This window comes from Arthrobacter sp. AG367 (assembly GCF_007828995.1).
Classification (GTDB): domain Bacteria; phylum Actinomycetota; class Actinomycetes; order Actinomycetales; family Micrococcaceae; genus Arthrobacter.
Genome location: NZ_VIVE01000008.1, coordinates 50,954 through 66,335, shown reverse-complemented (window position 1 = coordinate 66,335; position 15,382 = coordinate 50,954). Strand labels below are relative to the sequence as shown.

The 15,382-nt window shown below is 65.4% G+C and carries 16 protein-coding genes and 3 tRNA genes; 5 read left to right on the top strand and 14 right to left on the bottom strand.

Annotated features, from left to right (window positions below):
* Positions 1-2 precede the first annotated feature (2 nt).
* Complete coding sequence (locus FB478_RS17605; protein WP_018771694.1) at positions 3-893, top strand: hypothetical protein; 891 nt, start codon at positions 3-5, stop codon at positions 891-893.
* 4 nt (positions 894-897) lie between these two features.
* On the opposite strand, the gene FB478_RS17600 is transcribed toward FB478_RS17605, so the two are convergent.
* From FB478_RS17600 to FB478_RS17580, 5 genes are all read right to left on the bottom strand, one after another.
* Complete coding sequence (locus tag FB478_RS17600; RefSeq protein WP_018771695.1) at positions 898-1,950, bottom strand: LacI family DNA-binding transcriptional regulator; 1,053 nt, start codon at positions 1,948-1,950, stop codon at positions 898-900.
* Positions 1,951-2,075: 125 nt separating this feature from the next.
* Positions 2,076-2,324 (bottom strand): hypothetical protein, encoded by a 249-nt coding sequence (locus FB478_RS17595; protein ID WP_026266133.1) that lies wholly within the window; start codon positions 2,322-2,324, stop codon positions 2,076-2,078.
* Positions 2,321-3,220: a carbohydrate ABC transporter permease gene (locus FB478_RS17590; protein WP_018771697.1), complete on the bottom strand. Its 900-nt coding sequence runs from the start codon at positions 3,218-3,220 to the stop codon at positions 2,321-2,323. Before FB478_RS17590 ends, FB478_RS17595 begins: the two co-directional genes overlap by 4 nt.
* A complete protein-coding gene (locus FB478_RS17585; protein WP_026266134.1) occupies positions 3,217-4,254 on the bottom strand; it encodes a carbohydrate ABC transporter permease in 1,038 nt (345 codons plus the stop codon). The genes FB478_RS17590 and FB478_RS17585 overlap by 4 nt, the downstream gene beginning before the upstream one ends.
* Before the next feature lie 7 nt (positions 4,255-4,261).
* Positions 4,262-5,554 (bottom strand): ABC transporter substrate-binding protein, encoded by a 1,293-nt coding sequence (locus tag FB478_RS17580; protein WP_018771699.1) that lies wholly within the window; start codon positions 5,552-5,554, stop codon positions 4,262-4,264.
* Positions 5,555-5,694: 140 nt separating this feature from the next.
* On the opposite strand from FB478_RS17580, the gene FB478_RS17575 reads away from it, so the two are divergent.
* Positions 5,695-7,497: a glycoside hydrolase family 13 protein gene (locus tag FB478_RS17575; protein WP_261377439.1), complete on the top strand. Its 1,803-nt coding sequence runs from the start codon at positions 5,695-5,697 to the stop codon at positions 7,495-7,497.
* Positions 7,498-7,582: 85 nt separating this feature from the next.
* On the opposite strand, the gene FB478_RS17570 is transcribed toward FB478_RS17575, so the two are convergent.
* From FB478_RS17570 to FB478_RS17530, 9 genes are all read right to left on the bottom strand, one after another.
* Complete coding sequence (locus FB478_RS17570) at positions 7,583-8,194, bottom strand: hypothetical protein (protein WP_144601205.1); 612 nt, start codon at positions 8,192-8,194, stop codon at positions 7,583-7,585.
* Positions 8,191-8,829, bottom strand: a complete 639-nt coding sequence (locus tag FB478_RS17565) for a hypothetical protein (RefSeq protein ID WP_018771702.1) — start codon at positions 8,827-8,829, stop codon at positions 8,191-8,193. The genes FB478_RS17570 and FB478_RS17565 overlap by 4 nt, the downstream gene beginning before the upstream one ends.
* A complete protein-coding gene (locus FB478_RS17560) occupies positions 8,826-9,206 on the bottom strand; it encodes a hypothetical protein (protein WP_018771703.1) in 381 nt (126 codons plus the stop codon). Before FB478_RS17560 ends, FB478_RS17565 begins: the two co-directional genes overlap by 4 nt.
* A complete protein-coding gene (locus FB478_RS17555) occupies positions 9,203-9,394 on the bottom strand; it encodes a membrane protein (RefSeq protein ID WP_018771704.1) in 192 nt (63 codons plus the stop codon). The genes FB478_RS17560 and FB478_RS17555 overlap by 4 nt, the downstream gene beginning before the upstream one ends.
* On the bottom strand, positions 9,391-9,840 hold the full coding sequence (locus tag FB478_RS17550; protein ID WP_026266136.1) for an Asp23/Gls24 family envelope stress response protein: 450 nt from the start codon (positions 9,838-9,840) through the stop codon (positions 9,391-9,393). Before FB478_RS17550 ends, FB478_RS17555 begins: the two co-directional genes overlap by 4 nt.
* 198 nt (positions 9,841-10,038) lie before the next feature.
* The gene (locus FB478_RS17545; RefSeq protein WP_018771706.1) at positions 10,039-11,634 is read right to left on the bottom strand and encodes a glycoside hydrolase family 68 protein; all 1,596 of its coding nucleotides are present in this window, start codon (positions 11,632-11,634) and stop codon (positions 10,039-10,041) included.
* Positions 11,635-12,327: 693 nt separating this feature from the next.
* Positions 12,328-12,403: transfer RNA gene (locus FB478_RS17540), tRNA-Phe, on the bottom strand.
* Positions 12,404-12,451: 48 nt separating this feature from the next.
* A tRNA-Asp gene (locus FB478_RS17535) sits at positions 12,452-12,525 on the bottom strand.
* Between the two features lie 91 nt (positions 12,526-12,616).
* Positions 12,617-12,689: transfer RNA gene (locus FB478_RS17530), tRNA-Glu, on the bottom strand.
* Between the two features lie 164 nt (positions 12,690-12,853).
* Between FB478_RS17530 and FB478_RS17525 the strand changes: the two genes are divergently transcribed.
* The 3 genes from FB478_RS17525 to FB478_RS17515 all read left to right on the top strand — a co-directional run bounded on the left by FB478_RS17525 (position 12,854) and on the right by FB478_RS17515 (position 15,372).
* Positions 12,854-13,870 (top strand): PHP domain-containing protein, encoded by a 1,017-nt coding sequence (locus tag FB478_RS17525; protein WP_018771707.1) that lies wholly within the window; start codon positions 12,854-12,856, stop codon positions 13,868-13,870.
* A gap of 89 nt (positions 13,871-13,959) precedes the next feature.
* Positions 13,960-14,934 (top strand): DMT family transporter, encoded by a 975-nt coding sequence (locus FB478_RS17520; RefSeq protein ID WP_261377438.1) that lies wholly within the window; start codon positions 13,960-13,962, stop codon positions 14,932-14,934.
* Between the two features lie 9 nt (positions 14,935-14,943).
* Positions 14,944-15,372 carry a metallopeptidase family protein gene (locus tag FB478_RS17515; RefSeq protein ID WP_018771709.1) on the top strand — a complete coding sequence of 143 codons (429 nt, stop codon included), beginning with the start codon at positions 14,944-14,946 and terminating at the stop codon, positions 15,370-15,372.
* Positions 15,373-15,382: the final 10 nt, after the last annotated feature.

The following is a 15,382-nucleotide window of genomic DNA, read 5'->3' as shown; positions in this document are numbered from 1 at the left end:
TAATGACGGGAAACCTCTATCGGGGCCAGGCCGGCCTGCCATTTTCCTCAACCCTGCGCGTCTACGAACCCCTGGAAGCCTTTCCGGAGGACCAGCGTCCGGCCATCAAGGCCGCGGGGGCCCGGGCGGTCCCGCGTGCCGCCGTCGAAAACGCTGAACTGCTGGCCTCGCTGGGCCGCATCACCCGCTCCGGCGGGGACCCCTTCCCCACGGGGCGCACGGACCTGGTGCGCGTCACCACCGTGCCGGCCCCGGAGGGTGGAGCGCCCGACGACGGTGCTGACGCCGACGCCGAACCCGTCCTCCTGTACTGCCCCAGCCAGCTTGTCCTGCGCGCCGGCCTGGCGGCCAACGCCTTGATGGAGGGAATCCATGGCCCCCTGGCCGAGCTGCTGATCCCGGAGGAGCAGCGTGACCGGCACCAGGAACGGATCGACCAGGTGAAGGCCCGGGACGGATCCATCCGGGTACATACGCGGGCGTCCACCTGGGGAATCCCGTTCAGCTGGTTCTCGCTGTTCATGGAGTCGGACCGCAAGGATGTGGTGGAGGCCGCTGGGCGCATCCTCACCGTTCGGGTCTGGGCGCCCATCACCGATGCCCTGGAACGGGCCCGCTACGCGGTGGCCAACCTGGCCCTCGCCGCCCCGGACCTGGACATGCTTGACGACCTGGCGCAGCTGACGGAGTGGCTTGAGCTGTTCCACGTCAACTCCATGGTGGAACTGGACTACGGCGCCGTGGCAGACAAGGTCTACCCGGACGAATCCCCCATGGATATCAGGCTGGGCATCGAGTGCCTGGCGGAGGGTGACATGACCGGGGCTGCGGCCGCCTACCGCAGGCTCGCGTCCCGCTGGATCCCCATCCGGCAGCTGGCCCGCGCGTCCTGACGCGTCAGTTCCTGGGGGGCGCTGTGGTGCGCCGGATGATGAGTTCATGGGGCGCGACGGCTGAGTGGACGGATCCGATCTCGCCGTCCAGTTCGTCCAGGAGCATCTTGGTGGCCAGCTCGGCCTGCTCGTCGGGGCGCTGCCCAACCGTGGTCAGGCCCATGGCATCGGCGAAATCATGGTTGTCGATGCCCACCACCGACAGTTCGCCGGGGACGTTGACGCCCAGGCGGTTGGCCTCGAAGATGACTCCCATGGCCATCTCGTCCGAGGCGCAGAAAATTGCCGTGGGCTTCTGTCCGGGACGGGACCACAGGCGGCGGAAGGCTTCCTGTCCGCTGCGGACCGTGAAGTCCCCCCATTCGTCCCATTCCGGCCGGGTGGGCAGGCCGGCCGCGGCCATCACGTCCTTGAAGGCCAGGATACGCACCCGGGGGACGTCGAAGTTCAGGTCGGTTTCGTCGTCGCCATGCAGCAGGGCAATATCCCGGTGGCCCAGGTCGATCAGGTGCCGGACCGCTGTTGAGGCGGCGGCGTAGTCGTCGATGCCGATGTAGGGGCATTCCTCCACGTGGCCACCCACCACTACCAGCGGAATGTCGATCTTCTGCAGGTGCTCGATCTCTTCGTGGCTGAGCGCCATACATAGAACCAGCAGGGCGTCGATCTGCTTGTAGACCATGGTCTTGCTGAAGAGCCGCTCACGGTTGCTGCCGTGGCCGCCGAGGTTGAACAGGGAGAGGTTGTAGTGCCGGGCATGCAGCTCGCGGTCCGCGCCCTCAATTGCTTTGGAGAAGAACCAGCGGCTGACGAACGGGGCCAGGACACCGATGGTCTTGGTCCGGCCCGTGGCCAGGCCGGAGGCGGAGGACGATGCAACGTAGCCCAGGTTTCCGGCCACCTCCAGGATTTTTTCCCGGGTGGCCGGCGAGACCCGGGGCAGGCCGCGTACAGCCCGGGAGACAGTTGCTGTTGAGACTCCGGCGGCTGCCGCCACGTCCTCGATGCTGACGCCGTTATGGCCGCCCCGCTGGGACCTTTCCGTTGTCCGTGCCACCGTGTCCCCTCTTTAACTCCTTTTCGGCGTAGGGCCGAAAGGCCCTGCGTTACGCCCGCCCTGTATTTTCGCATTCCACGGCGAGGCATTGATAACTATGGCGGGGAACCGACGCATGGGCTCCCTTACCTGCGGGCCGGCAGCTTTCGGCGCAGGCGAACCATTCCATACAGCGCCAGCAGTGTTGCCAGCAGGCCCAGGGCCCAGCCGAGGGCCGGTTGGGCTGTGACTTCCATCCACACGGTTACCACCAGGAGGACAAGGGCCCAAAATGCGAGGAAGCCGATAATGATGTCGAAGTCTTCGCCCGAACGGACCATACGGCTGCGGTTTCCCGCCCCCGGAGTGCGGGGGCGGGAACCGTTGGGCGTCACTTGACCGCACCAGCCGTAAGGCCGGCGACGATCTTGCGCTGGAACACCAGCACCAGGATCACCAGCGGGATGGTGACGATGGTGCCCGCGGCCATGATGGCCGTGTACGGGATCTGGTTGGGCTGTGCACCGGCGAAGTTGGCAATGGCCACCGTCACCGGCTGGGTTGCGTCGCTGGACAGCTGGCTGGCGATCAGGAACTCATTCCACGAGGAAATGAAGGCCAGGATCGCCGTGGTGAAGATTGCCGGCGCCGCCAGGGGCATGATGACCTTGCGGAAGGCCTGTCCCTGGGTACAGCCGTCAACGCGCGCCGATTCTTCCAACTCCCAGGGCATTTCCCGGAAGAACGAGGTCATGGTGTAGACCGTCAGCGGGAGCACGAAGGAGATGTTCGGGATGATCAGCGCCTGGTACGTGCCCATCCAGCCAATGTTGGTGAACAGCTGGAAGAGCGGGGTGATCAGGGCAACACCGGGGAACATGGAAGCTCCCAGGATGAAGCCGAGCACCAGGAACTTGCCCCGGAAGTTCAACCGGGCCAGCGCGTAGGCGGCGAACACGCCGATGAGCAGGGACACGAGCGTCACCACGCCACCAATGAACACACTGTTGAGCAGCGCCTGGCCGAACCTGTTGCCGAATGACGTATCAAAGGCGGTCCTGAAGTTGTCCAGGGTCACGTGCGTGGGAAGGATCGACGTGTCGTAGGTAAACCCGACCTCGCGGAAGGCGGTCACCACCATCCAGTAGGCCGGCGCCAGGCACCAGAGCAGCACGATGGCCGCGCTGATGTAAGTCCTGCCCTGCGCCCACTTTTCCCGGTTTTGCGCAGCCTTGCGGCCCTTGTCCTGCCTTGCCCGCAGCGCCGAGGCGTCTGCCGTTGCCGTGGTCATTTCTTCCCCTTTCCTGTGGCGCCGCTCTGTTCAACGACGTTTGCCCCGAGGAAGCGGACAAAGATGAAGGCCACAAGGAAGATGATGATGAAGGTGATGGTGGACAGTGCGGCTGCCGAGTTGAAGCCTTGCCTGATCTGGTTAATGACCAGGATGGACAAGGTGGTGGTGTTGTTGGCGCCGCCGGTGAGGATGTAGGGCAGGTCAAACATGCGCAGTGCATCCAGGGTACGGAACAGGATCGCCACCATGAGCGCCGGCTTAACCAGCGGCAGGGTGATCAGCCGGAACCGCTGCCATGCAGTGGTTCCATCCACCTTGGCGGCCTCATACACTTCAGCCGGGATCATCTGCAGGCCTGCCAGGATCAGCAAAGCCATGAACGGCGTGGTCTTCCAGACGTCAGCGATGACCACAGCCCACTTAGCCGGCCACTCGCTGCCCGTCCACAGGATGGTGGTGTTGAACAGCTTGTTGGCGATGCCCTCGAACGCGAAGATGAAGAACCAGAGCTTGGCCGTCACGGCGGTGGGGATGGCCCACGGCACCAGGACAGCTGCGCGGACCAGGCTGCGGCCGCGGAATTCGCGGGCCATGATCATGGCCATCCAGAAACCAAGCACCGTTTCGAACGCGACCGTGACGACGGTGAAGAAAAATGTTGTGGCGGTGGCGGACCAGAACTGGCCGCCCAGGGTGCCAGGCGGGCAGGCGACTGTTCCGCCTGTCGGCGCCGAACACTGCTGCGCGAGCCAGTTCACATAGTTCTGGATGCCTGCCGGGCCACCCGCGGTGAACAGGCCGGTGGCTGGGTCAAGGCCGGCGTCCTTCTGGAAGGACATGACGATGGCGCTGATGATGGGGTAAACAATGACAATGCCCAAGGCAATGATGGTGGGAGCGAGCAGCCAGGATGCCCAGCGTCCTTGGCTGGCGATCCTGTTGTCCTCCCCCACACCCTTGGGCGCGTGATGGACGGGGGTACCGCCCGACGCCGGTGCTTTGACCGGCGTCGGGCCTAGTTCGGTTGCCATGGCAGAACTACGATCCCGCACCGGCGGATTCGATGGACTTCTGCATGTCAGAAAGTGCGGTTTCCACGGGCTTTTCTCCCTTAATTGCGGAGTATGCGTTGTCTTGGATTGCCTTTGTCACGGCCGGGTAGAACGGCGTCACGGGACGCGGCACGGCGTTCTCGATGGACGTCTTCAGGACCGGCAGGTAGGGCAGCTTGGCTACAAGTTCCTGGTCGGTGTACAGCGATCCAAGGACCGGAGCCAGCGAGCCCTGCGTAGCGTAGAACTTCTCGCTCTCGGCCGAGGTCAGGAACTTCACGAAGTCCAGTGCAGTGGCCTTGTGCTTGGAGTACACGCTGATTGCGGTGTTGTGGCCACCCAGTGATGATGCACCGGGGCCGCTCTTGCCCGGAAGGGCAGCCATGCCGAACTTGTCCTTCACAGCCGACGAGCCTTCAGTGCTCATGAGGCTGTAAACGTAGGGCCAGTTGCGCAGGAACAGGAGCTTGCCGCTCTGGAACGCCTGGCGGCTGTCCTCTTCCTTATAGGTGATTGCTTCCTTGGGGATGTTGCCGTCCGCGTAGGCCTTGGCGAGGTTCCCCAGGCCGGCCTTGGCTTCAGCGGTGTTCAGGCTGGGCTTGCCGTCCTTGTCCAGGACTGAGCCGCCGGCGGAGTTGATGGCTTCGGCCGCGTTGACCGTGAGGCCTTCATACTTGCTGAACTGTCCCGCGTAGCAGCCGATGTTGTTCTGCTTGGCGATGGAGCACATGCCCATCATCTCGTCCCAGGTCTTGGGCGGATTGGGTACCAGGTCCTTGCGGTAGAAGAGGATGCCGCCGTCGGAAGTGCGCGGTGCAGCGTAAAGAGTGCCCTTGTACGTGGCACTGTTCACGGTGGCCGGAAGCATGGCACTCGTGTCAACCGCCATCTTGTCCTTCAGCGGCTGCAGCCAGCCCTTGGCGGCAAACTCTGCCGTCCAGACGACGTCCACGTCGGTGACGTCGTAGTCGGACTGCTTGGCCTGGAAGTGCTGGACGAGGTCGTCGTGCTGCTGGTCTGCCTGGTCGGTCTGTTCCTTGAAGGTGACCTGCTCATCCTTGTGGGCCGCATTCCACTTATCGATGAGGGGACGGATCACATTGTTGTTGTCCTTGCCCTGGACGAAGGTGATCGGGCCGCGGGCATCGAGGTTGGCGTCAGCGTCACTGCCTCCACCGCCGCCCGTGGTACCCCCTCCACCTCCGCCGCCGCAGGCGGACAACGTAAGGGCCAGGATGCCGGCAGTGGCCGCCGGAAGCAGGAATCTCGGGGTTTTCATTAGCTTGAAGCTCCTCGCTGAGTGACAAGTAAGTCGACAGTGCGCTTGCTAGGTGAGGTTGATGTGGTGACCATCACACTAGTAAGGTGACTGTCGGGAATGCAAGCGTTTACATCAAAAAGTTATCAGAGGGGAACCAAATGCCCGACCCAACCGTTCCGGCGCCCCGCCAAATGCCCTCCTGGTGGACAGACGCCGTTGTCTACCAGATCTATCCCCGGTCGTTTGCCGACGGCAACGGCGACGGGATGGGCGACCTTCGCGGTGTCCTGGACCGGCTCCCTTATCTTGAAGGGCTGGGAGTGGACGCCATCTGGCTGTCCCCGTTCTACAAGTCGCCGCAGGCCGACGGCGGTTATGACGTAGCGGACTACCGGCAAGTGGACCCGCTTTTCGGGTCGCTGGCCGACTTCGACGCCATGTTGCAGGAAGCTCACCGCCGCGGACTGAAGGTGATCGTGGACCTGGTTCCCAACCACACCTCCGATGAGCATGCGTGGTTTCGGGAAGCGCTGGCGGCGGAGCCGGGAAGCCCGGAAAGGGACCGGTACATCTTTCGGGACGGCAAGGATGAGGTGCCGGGGTCCGGGGATGGCGGACGGGCGCCCAACAACTGGAAGTCCGTCTTCGGCGGCCCGGCCTGGAGCCGCGTGGCCGAAGCCGACGGGTCACCCGGACAGTGGTACCTGCACCTCTTCGACGCCAAGCAGCCGGACCTGAACTGGGAGAACCCGGAAGTGCAGGAGGAAATGCGTTCGGTGCTGCGTTTCTGGCTGGACCGCGGCGCGGACGGCTTCCGGGTGGATGTTGCACACGGCCTGGTAAAGGAAGCGGGTCTTCCGGACTGGGATGGGGTGGCGGCGATGGTGGAAGGAACCTCCGCTCCGCGCCTGGAAAGCCACCTGCCGGGCGACGCCCCGCATGCCCACACCGATGCCGAGGAACCGCACCGGGCCGTCTCCCCGATGTACCCGCCGTCGCCGTTCTTCGACCAGGACGGGGTCCATGCCATCTACCGGGACTGGAACCGGGTCCTGGCCGAATACGGCGGTGACCGGATGATGGTGGCCGAGGCCTGGGTGGAACCTGCCGAGCGCCTGGCACGGTATGTCCGGCCCGATGAGATGCAGCAGGCCTTCAACTTCGATTTCCTGTTGGCCGGCTGGGACGCCGAACGCATGGCCGACGCCATCGACGCATCCCTGGCAGCGGCAGCATCCGTGGGTGCTCCGTGCACGTGGGTCCTCAGCAACCACGACACCGTGCGGCACAGCACCCGGTTTGGGCTCAAAGATCCCACTACTTTCCCCAAGGGCATCGGCGCCGCGGACGAACAGCCCGACGCAGCCCTGGGACTTGCCCGGGCCCGGGCCGCCTCACTGGTCGCGCTGGCGCTTCCGGGCTCGGCATACCTCTACCAGGGCGAGGAGCTGGGCCTCCCGGAGCACACCGCCCTTCCCGACTCGGCCAGGCAGGACCCTACCTTCTTCCGGACCGACGGTGTCGAGATCGGCCGGGACGGCTGCCGCGTCCCGCTGCCGTGGGCAGGGGATCAACCCGGCTTCGGTTTCTCCGGAGCACTGTCAGGGGAAGCTCCCGAGCCCTGGCTCCCCCAGCCGGAAAGCTTCGGCCCCCTGGCCGCCGATCAGCAGGACGGCGAGGAGGGCTCAACGCTGGAGCTTTACCGTGCCGCCCTTGCATTCAGGTCAGCCCGGCACCTGGGCAGCGGCAGCGTGGAGTGGACGGACGAACACGCACCGGACAGTGGACTGTTGGCGTTCCGGAACGGGGAGGTGGTGGTCCTGTCCAACATGGGCTTCGCCTCGGCCCCCGTGCCCGAAGGCTATGCCGTAGTGCTCTCCAGCGGTCCCGAACCGGCCGACGACTGGACCGGGATGACAGAGGTTCCTGTGGACTGCACCGTGTACCTGCAACGGATATAGCTGCAAAGGATGAAGCGGGGCAGGTGCCGCTGCGCAACTGGCGCAGCGGCACCGCGGGCGCGGCAGCCTACGGTTGGCAATGGGATCAGCGGACCCGCTCGGCCCGGCTGAAGCGGGTCCGCGCGCCCGCCCCGATGTGGATAAGGACAGGAATTTCCTTGCCCACCACAGCTTCCATCGCGTCAAGCAGCCCGGCGACCTCCACTGCCAGCAGGTGCGGTGCCACGCCCTGGCGCGGCAGGAGACGCACCTTCAACGCGGGAGAGCCCTTGACGTCGTAGGTGGTGACGGTGGCACCGGCCAGGTCCGGCCGTCCCTCGAGGGCGTGCCTCAGCGCTTGTTCCGCCACCCCGCCGCCGATCCGGACGTCGCCGGGCGTGTCGCCGGGATCGTATTCGGCGGCCAGAAGGTTTGACCGGCCCTTTCCTTGCTGGGCAATCCAGGCAACCATGAGGCCCATCAATGCCAGCAGCGCCAGTGCCACCACAATCCACAGCCAGCTTTCCGGCCGGCCGGGGAACCGGGTGGCGTCAAAGAGCCGGTTGATGCCGCTCCACACCCCGGCGGACCAGGATTGCCACCAGGAGGCAACCGGAGGAACGGCCGCCAGGAGCAACAGCAGGACGCCCGCCCCCAGGAGGATCAGGCCCAGCAGGGTGAGCAGGATGCGGTTGAGCAGCGCCGGTGTGCTGTTCACGCTCCGATCACCCCCGAAGGAGTGACATTGACGCGGGGAACAGGCGCCGGTTCCAGCTGCATCTGGTCCAGCTCGTCGCGGACGGCTTCAAGCACCCTGTCCGGGTCCACAGGTACACCGGAGGTGGGCCGCACGTTCACCAGAACCTGCCGCTGGGAGACAATCACCATGACCTGTTCAGGCGTGACGTTGGCGGCCAGCCGTGCCCGGCGGGCGAGGGAGGAGGCGATGACTTCGTCGTCCACCACCACCGCCGGAAGCCCTTCCTCCCGTCCGCCGGCCAGCAGATGGCGGGCGCGCTTTCCCGGGAGGATGCCGCTGAGGAGGAAGATCAGCCCCACCATGGCGAGCACGCCGCCGATCGCGGCAAGCAGCAGCGGCGAGGTTCCGGCGGGAAGATCCACGATGCGCTGCGCCGCCACCTGGGGCTCAATCAGCCACGCGGGCTGGCCCACGGCGTGCACTCCCGATTCGAGGACGCCGTAAGCGGCCAGCACCAGCACAAGGGCGGCGGCAACAACCGACACCACCGCCCGCGGGGAATGGGTCTCGCGGTACACCACCCTGCGCATGTCCGGTCCGTTGTTTCTGCGCGGTCCGCTGTTCACCGGGCGGTTTTCCACGCTGCTGCTCACCGTACCCGCCCTTCTGTACTGATCCTTGCCCCGCTGATCCGGATGTCCACGCGGCTCAGCCGGGAACCGCTCAATTCCGAGACCGTTGCCAGGATGCTTTCCTTGGCCCTGACGGCGCGGTCCCAGATGGACCCGCCGAGTGCGTCCACCCGTGCAGGGTTGGCCACCACGGACTGCAACGGCGGGACGCCGATAGGGGTGACGAGGGACAAAGCCAACAGGCCGTCGTCGTCCGTCCAGTCCGCCCGCACGTCCTGGGCGTCGACGCCCAACGCCTGGGCCGCAGCAGCCTTGGCGAGGCTGGTCAAGGCCTGGGTGCTGATCCGGTTATGGCCGCTGAGCGCCTGCCCACGCACAACGGGCGCGGGCGAGCTCATGAGGACGAGCGCCGGCCGGTGATGGCATCGAACACCCCGCGCAGGTCCAGCTTCCCTTCGGCGGCACGGCCCAGGAGCGCTCCGATTGCCATGAAGAGCAGGGAGACGAGGAAACCCCACAGTCCGAACTGCAGGGACATGAACGCCACGAAGGCGCCGATGGCGGTGCCTGCAATCGTGAGGCTCACAGCAGCGCCTCCCGTTCGGGAGCAGACGGCGCGGTTGTTTTGACCGGCGGCGGAACGTAGACATCCGCGATCTCGACGTTCACCTCGATGACCTGCAGCCCTACCAGTTCCTCAACTGCGCGGTACACGGCGGCGCGGACATTATTGGCCAATGCATGCAGCGGTGTGCCGTAGCTTGCCACCAGGGTGATATCAACAGCTACCTGCGTTTCGCCCACTTCCGCGTGGACGCCCGCAGCGTGGTCAGAACTTCCGACGGCGTCGCGGATCGCGCCCAAGGCACGGGACGGGCCCGAACCCAGGGAGTAGACCCCGGGAACCGCCCGCGCGGCGATTCCCGCCACCTTTGCCACGGCAGTCTCGGAAATTATCGTCCGGCCCGGCCCCGGAGCCGGGCTTCCGGAAGGACGGTTTGGCACCACGGGTTGTGGGTTCTGGTATTCCATCAGGCACTCCCCCTTCTGTTGTTCCCACCCTATCCCCAGGGTGCGGCACATGCGCTGGAAACTCTGCGGCCCGCCGACCGGCCTGGACTTAAAGGACCCAGGCGGGAACGCCCCCAAGGACATTCCCGCCTGAGCGGTGCCGCCTGTGTCAGCGGCGGTGCGGCAGAAGCCGCGGTCTATTCAGGTTTGCAGGCTGTCCTACTTGTAGAGGCCTTCGCCGCCGACCCTGACGTTGGTGGGCAGGTAGCCGAACGGGCCGAGGCCGTTCTGGCCGAAGCTGCGGTCCACCTGGGTCACGCCGTTCCTGAAGTTGATCTTGACAGTGGGTGACAGCGATCCGCCACGCACGCCGTTGACGTTGTCGATGAACGACTGCACGAGTCCGCCAGGCTGCACGTAGTGCGAGTATGCCTGGAACTGGCGACCGTTCTGCTGCCCGGAGATGGTACCGCTTGGGTTGTTGGCCGGCAGGTTGAGGTCGGTGGGTGAACCGAGGGCCAGGCCGCTGTTGTTCACCGGCTGGTAGTCCGAGCGCACGCCGTCACCAACAAAGCCGTAGACGCCGTCGGGGCCGCGCATGCCGGCCGCGTAGGTGAACTGGTGGCTGATCGTGTACAGGTAGTACTTGTTCTTGCCGTTTTCATTCTGGATGAAGATCTGCGGACGTTCCGTCTGGTCGTTGACGCAGTTGGCCGAAAGGATCGGCGGCAGGAAGGACCACTTGGTGAGGTCCTTGTTGTCGGCTACAGCCAGGCCCACATTGGCGGTCTGGTAGTTTGCGCCGCTGTTCTGAACGTCGCCGACGCTTTCTGCCTGGGGGTCGCCCGGCTGGTAGCCGAGGTCCTCACCCTTGCACTGGTAATCGCCGCGGGTGCCGGCGGTGTTGCCTTCGAAGACCATGAAGGTCTTTCCCGGGTGGGCGGGGTCGGCGAAGGTGTACGGGTCCCGGAACGCGAAGCCCGGGTTCTGCGCCTTGGTCTGGTACATCTTTCCGTCCGGTTCCAGCAGCTTGGTGTGCTCGAAGCCGTCGAAGCTGACGCCGTTCTTGTCAGCGTGGATGTTGCCCAGGGCCTTGGCGATGGCGGCGTCAGGAGCGATCCCGCCGCCACCCGCGTTCCGCTCGGCCACGTCGTGGAAGGTGGTGGCGGTGTAGAAGACGTTGACGTGGTCGCCCTGCATGAGGCGGGTGGAGCCGGACCATTCGGTGTTGCCGATGGAGGTGTTGTCCAGGAAAAGGTGGCCACCGTAGTTCCACTTGTCCTTGGCGGGGTCGGCGTTGGTCTTGCGGAAGAAGTAGCCGATCCGGGCGTTCCAGTGGCGCTGGTCGAAGCCGTAGCCGGCGTGGCGGTCGGCAACAAGGGAGAAGATGACGTCCCAGCCCTTGTAGCTGATCTGGTTGGCGTTTTCATCTGTCAGGGACCAGGTGTCCCAGACCCAGACGTCGTCATTCATGGCGGGGAAATCCTGGGGGATCTCCGGCATGGTGACGTCGGGACTCATGGAGTTCTGGCCGGGAGCCACCGTGGGATCGCTCTGCGCCATGATCTGCTTGGCGTCTGCGCGGGTCCACTTGGAGGTGAAGTCCGACGCCGGGTCGAAGGCCTCCTGCGTGTGCTCGGTGGGGAGGGCGAAACCGGGAGTGGGGGCCGGCAGCTGCCCGACCGTCGGCGGGTCCGACGGCTCGTTGGCTTGGGCAGAGGGGACGGCCAGGAAGGCCGAGGCAGCAACGGCTGCGGCCAGTGCTGCGGCGGCAGGGCGCCACCGCAGCAGCCGGTGTTGGGGGTGCTTGTGCATTTCTTGCTCTTCTCGCGGAGTTGTAACTGTTCGTGGAAGACGGGCATGTGCCCATGACCCCGAAAACAACCGCGGCCCGGTAACACCTCAGGCGTCGCCGGGGACGCCGTTGTGCTGGGGGGATCAGGACCTGGGTGGGGCCCTGCGGCCGATGGAAAGCATGCTTTCCCTCCGCCGCGCTCCACGCTAGAACGGGCGCCGGATGCAGTTCAAACCCTGTTTCACAGCCCAAAAACGGCTACCGCCGAGTAGGGTGCAAGCGCTTACGCAAGCCAACGCGCGCGCGTGCCACATCGGTTTGGCAATAATCAAATGTTTCAGGGCGGCTCGATTTTTTCCTGGCAAGACAAGCGATTTGTTGCGCAGGCCACGCCGCCGCAGGCCGCTCGTCCTGGTGGCGCCGGGCACGCACGATCCCTAAAGGCCGGCCCACCTGAGCATGACGCGCACATTCGCCGGCGCCGCCCATATTCCGTATCGATACGCAAATGTGGGCTGCGCAGGCGACCAAGGGTGTCGGTTTCGATTTTGCGTGTCGATGCCGCGGTTGGTGCGCCGGAGGTGAGGCGGGCGCCGGACAGTTGCTCCGGGGCCATCCACCTGGACAAGGGCACGGAACGCACTTGAAGAGCGGCTGGCCAATGGCGGTTAAGTGAAGAAAAGCACCAGTTCCGAAGAACTGATGCTTCCCAGTGGTGGCTCCGACCGGCGTCGATCCGGTGACCTTTCGATTTTCAGTCGAACGCTCTACCAACTGAGCTACAGAGCCTAGGTGACTAGTCACCATGACAGCCGGAATTTCTTCCAACAATCAGAGCGACCCTGACGGGACTTGAACCCGCGACCTCCGCCGTGACAGGGCGGCGCGCTAACCAACTGCGCTACAGGGCCTTGCGTTTCTTGCTTTCACAGTATCTCTACCGCTTTTTTCAAGGCTTCCAGCCTACCAGACTTTTTTTGCCTGTTTGACCAGTTCCTTGCGTACCCCCAACGGGATTCGAACCCGTGCCGCCGCCGTGAAAGGGCGGTGTCCTAGGCCGCTAGACGATGGGGGCCAGAACCCGTTCGGAACAAAATAAAAGGCGTCAAGCGAGGCTTTCCGTCTTTGTCCTTTGCGTTTCTCCGAACTGGACTCTAAAACTATAGGGCCTCCGCAGGAATTATCCAAAATCGGCGAAAAGCCGCGCCGTTGGGCCGCCGCACGGGTCAAGATGGACGGATGGATGCCGTCGCAGCGCTCAATGAGATTGCTTTCTGGCTGGAGCGCGGACGCGCCGCCACCTTCAAGGTCCAGGCCTTCCGCAAAGCGGCGGCGGCCATCAGCCCCCTTGGCCCTGAGGAAGTAGCCACGCGGGCCCGGACCGGCCGGCTCAAGTCCATGAAGGGCATCGGCGACCGGACCTACGCGGTGATCCGGCAGGCGGTGGACGGCGAGGTTCCCGACTACCTGGCCGACCTCCGGGAGAAGGGCGCCCAGCCGCTGGCCTCCGGTGGGACGGAAATCCGTGGGGCATTGAGGGGCGACCTGCACAGCCACAGCGAATGGTCCGACGGCGGCTCCCCCATTGAGCTGATGGTGGCGGCAGCGGAGGTGCTGGGCCGGGAGTACCTGGCATTGACCGACCACTCCCCCAACCTCACCATCGCCAACGGGCTGTCGGCCGGGCGCCTGCTGGACCAGCTGGACGTGGTGGCAGCGATCAACAGCAACGGCGGGAACACCCGGCTGCTGACCGGGATCGAAGTGGACATCCTGGAGTCCGGCCAGCTGGACCAGGAGCCTGGGCTGCTGGACCGCCTGGACATTGTGGTGGCGAGCGTTCATTCGAAGCTGCGCGCGGACAGGAAGACCATGACCGCCCGGATGCTCGGCGGCATCCAGGACCCGCACACCAACGTCCTGGGCCACTGCACCGGGCGGCTGGTGGAGGGCACCCGCGGAACCCGGCCGCCGTCGGAATTCGACGCCGCGGAAGTGTTCGCCGCGTGCGCGGAGCACAACGTGGCCGTCGAGATCAATTCCCGCCCGGAACGGCAGGACCCGCCCGATGCGCTGATCCAGTTGGCGCTGGATGCAGGCTGCCTGTTCTCGATCGACAGCGACGCGCACGCACCAGGGCAGCTGGATTTCCTGCAGTACGGTGCCGAGCGGGCCGCCCGCAACAACGTGCCTGCCGAGCGGATCATCACCACCTGGCCGGCGGACAAACTGCTGGCCTGGGCCGGTTCGAAGTAGGCCCTGGAAGGCACAGGCACGGTTACCACCGCTGCCGACATGGCCGATTTCCGCCAGCCCGGCGTCCGTTCCGGCCGTACATTTGTCCCATGCCGCCAACCAGCCCCGCCCATGAACCCCTGGCGTCCGCCACTGCAGCAGGAAAGCCCGTGAAGGCCCTCGGCGTGGCGGCCATGGTGGTCACGGTGGTCCTGTGGGCCTCAGCGTTCGTGGGCATCCGGGCCATCGGCCCCCACTTCTCCCCCGGCCCGCTGACCCTGGGCAGGCTGGCGATTGCCGCCGTCGTGCTGGCCTTCCTGGTGGTGCCGCAACTGCTCAGGAGCCGGATGCTGCCGCGGGGACGGGAATGGCTGCCCATCCTCGCCTATGGCGTGATGTGGTTTGGTGGCTACAACGTGGCGCTGAACGCCGCCGAGCACATCCTTGATGCCGGCACCAGCGCCCTGCTGATCAACGTCAACCCCATCCTGGTGGCCATCATGGCCGGCATCTTCCTCAAGGAAGGCTTCCCGCGCTGGCTGCTCATCGGCAGCACCGTGGCTTTCGCCGGCGTCGCATTGATCGCCCTCGGCTCCGGACAGCCACGGACGGGGGAAAGTTCGACGGCGGAACTGGCCGGGGTGGCGCTTTGCCTCCTTGCCGCGGTGCTCGCCGCAGTCAGCGTCATCATCCAGAAGCCGGTGGTGCGGAAGTTCCCGGCGGCGCAGGCAACCTGGTTTGGCATCGTGGTGGGGGCAGTGTGCTGCCTGCCGTTCGCCGGGCAGTTGGTGTCCGAGGTGCAGGCGGCTCCGCCGCAGGCCACGCTGGGGCTGGTGTATCTGGGGGTGTTCCCCACCGCCATCGCCTTCACCACCTGGGCGTACGCATTGTCACTGGTGGACGCCGGGAAGCTGGCCGCCACCACATACCTGGTCCCCGGCACCACGGTCTTCATCTCCTGGCTGCTGCTTGGTGAAATCCCCTCGGCGTTGGGACTGGTGGGTGGGCTGGTATGCCTGGTGGGGGTGGGGCTCACCCGGCGGCGGAGCCGGGTCCACGGCGGCCCGCGGCCGCTTCGGCGCTAGAGTCGGGGTATGCCAGCCAGCCTTCCGCCGGGACTGCCCATCATTCCCGACGGCCCGCACGAACCGCCGGAATTCACCATGTCCCCTGACGAGTTCGAGGCAGCCGTCCAGGATGCCCTGGACAGCATTCCGGACAGGCTGGCCCGGGCCATGGACAACGTGGCCGTCTTCATCGACGACGACTACGTGCCGGGGCCGGGGGAAGATCCGGACACCGTGCTGCTGGGACTGTACGAAGGGGTTCCGCTGACGGAACGCGATTCCTGGTGGGACGCCGGTTCGCTGCCGGACCGGATCACCATTTTCCGCGAACCCATCCTGGAGATCTGCGGTTCCAGGGACGATGTGATCCACGAGGTGGCCGTAACGGTGGTGCATGAGATCGCCCACCACTTCGGGATTTCCGATGACCGGCTGCATGAGCTGGGCTGGGGCTAGCCTTGTAAGC

Bases quoted from the DNA above. Each gene is read 5' to 3' on its own strand.
- FB478_RS17605 (WP_018771694.1), top strand. From the start codon at position 3: ATGACGGGAAACCTCTATCGGGGCCAGGCCGGCCTGCCATTTTCCTCA.
- FB478_RS17590 (WP_018771697.1), bottom strand. From the start codon at position 3,220: ATGACCACGGCAACGGCAGACGCCTCGGCGCTGCGGGCAAGGCAGGAC.
- FB478_RS17585 (WP_026266134.1), bottom strand. From the start codon at position 4,254: ATGGCAACCGAACTAGGCCCGACGCCGGTCAAAGCACCGGCGTCGGGC.
- FB478_RS17580 (WP_018771699.1), bottom strand. From the start codon at position 5,554: ATGAAAACCCCGAGATTCCTGCTTCCGGCGGCCACTGCCGGCATCCTG.
- FB478_RS17575 (WP_261377439.1), top strand. From the start codon at position 5,695: ATGCCCGACCCAACCGTTCCGGCGCCCCGCCAAATGCCCTCCTGGTGG.
- FB478_RS17560 (WP_018771703.1), bottom strand. From the start codon at position 9,206: ATGAGCTCGCCCGCGCCCGTTGTGCGTGGGCAGGCGCTCAGCGGCCAT.
- FB478_RS17550 (WP_026266136.1), bottom strand. From the start codon at position 9,840: ATGGAATACCAGAACCCACAACCCGTGGTGCCAAACCGTCCTTCCGGA.
- FB478_RS17545 (WP_018771706.1), bottom strand. From the start codon at position 11,634: ATGCACAAGCACCCCCAACACCGGCTGCTGCGGTGGCGCCCTGCCGCC.
- FB478_RS17525 (WP_018771707.1), top strand. From the start codon at position 12,854: ATGGATGCCGTCGCAGCGCTCAATGAGATTGCTTTCTGGCTGGAGCGC.
- FB478_RS17520 (WP_261377438.1), top strand. From the start codon at position 13,960: ATGCCGCCAACCAGCCCCGCCCATGAACCCCTGGCGTCCGCCACTGCA.
- FB478_RS17515 (WP_018771709.1), top strand. From the start codon at position 14,944: ATGCCAGCCAGCCTTCCGCCGGGACTGCCCATCATTCCCGACGGCCCG.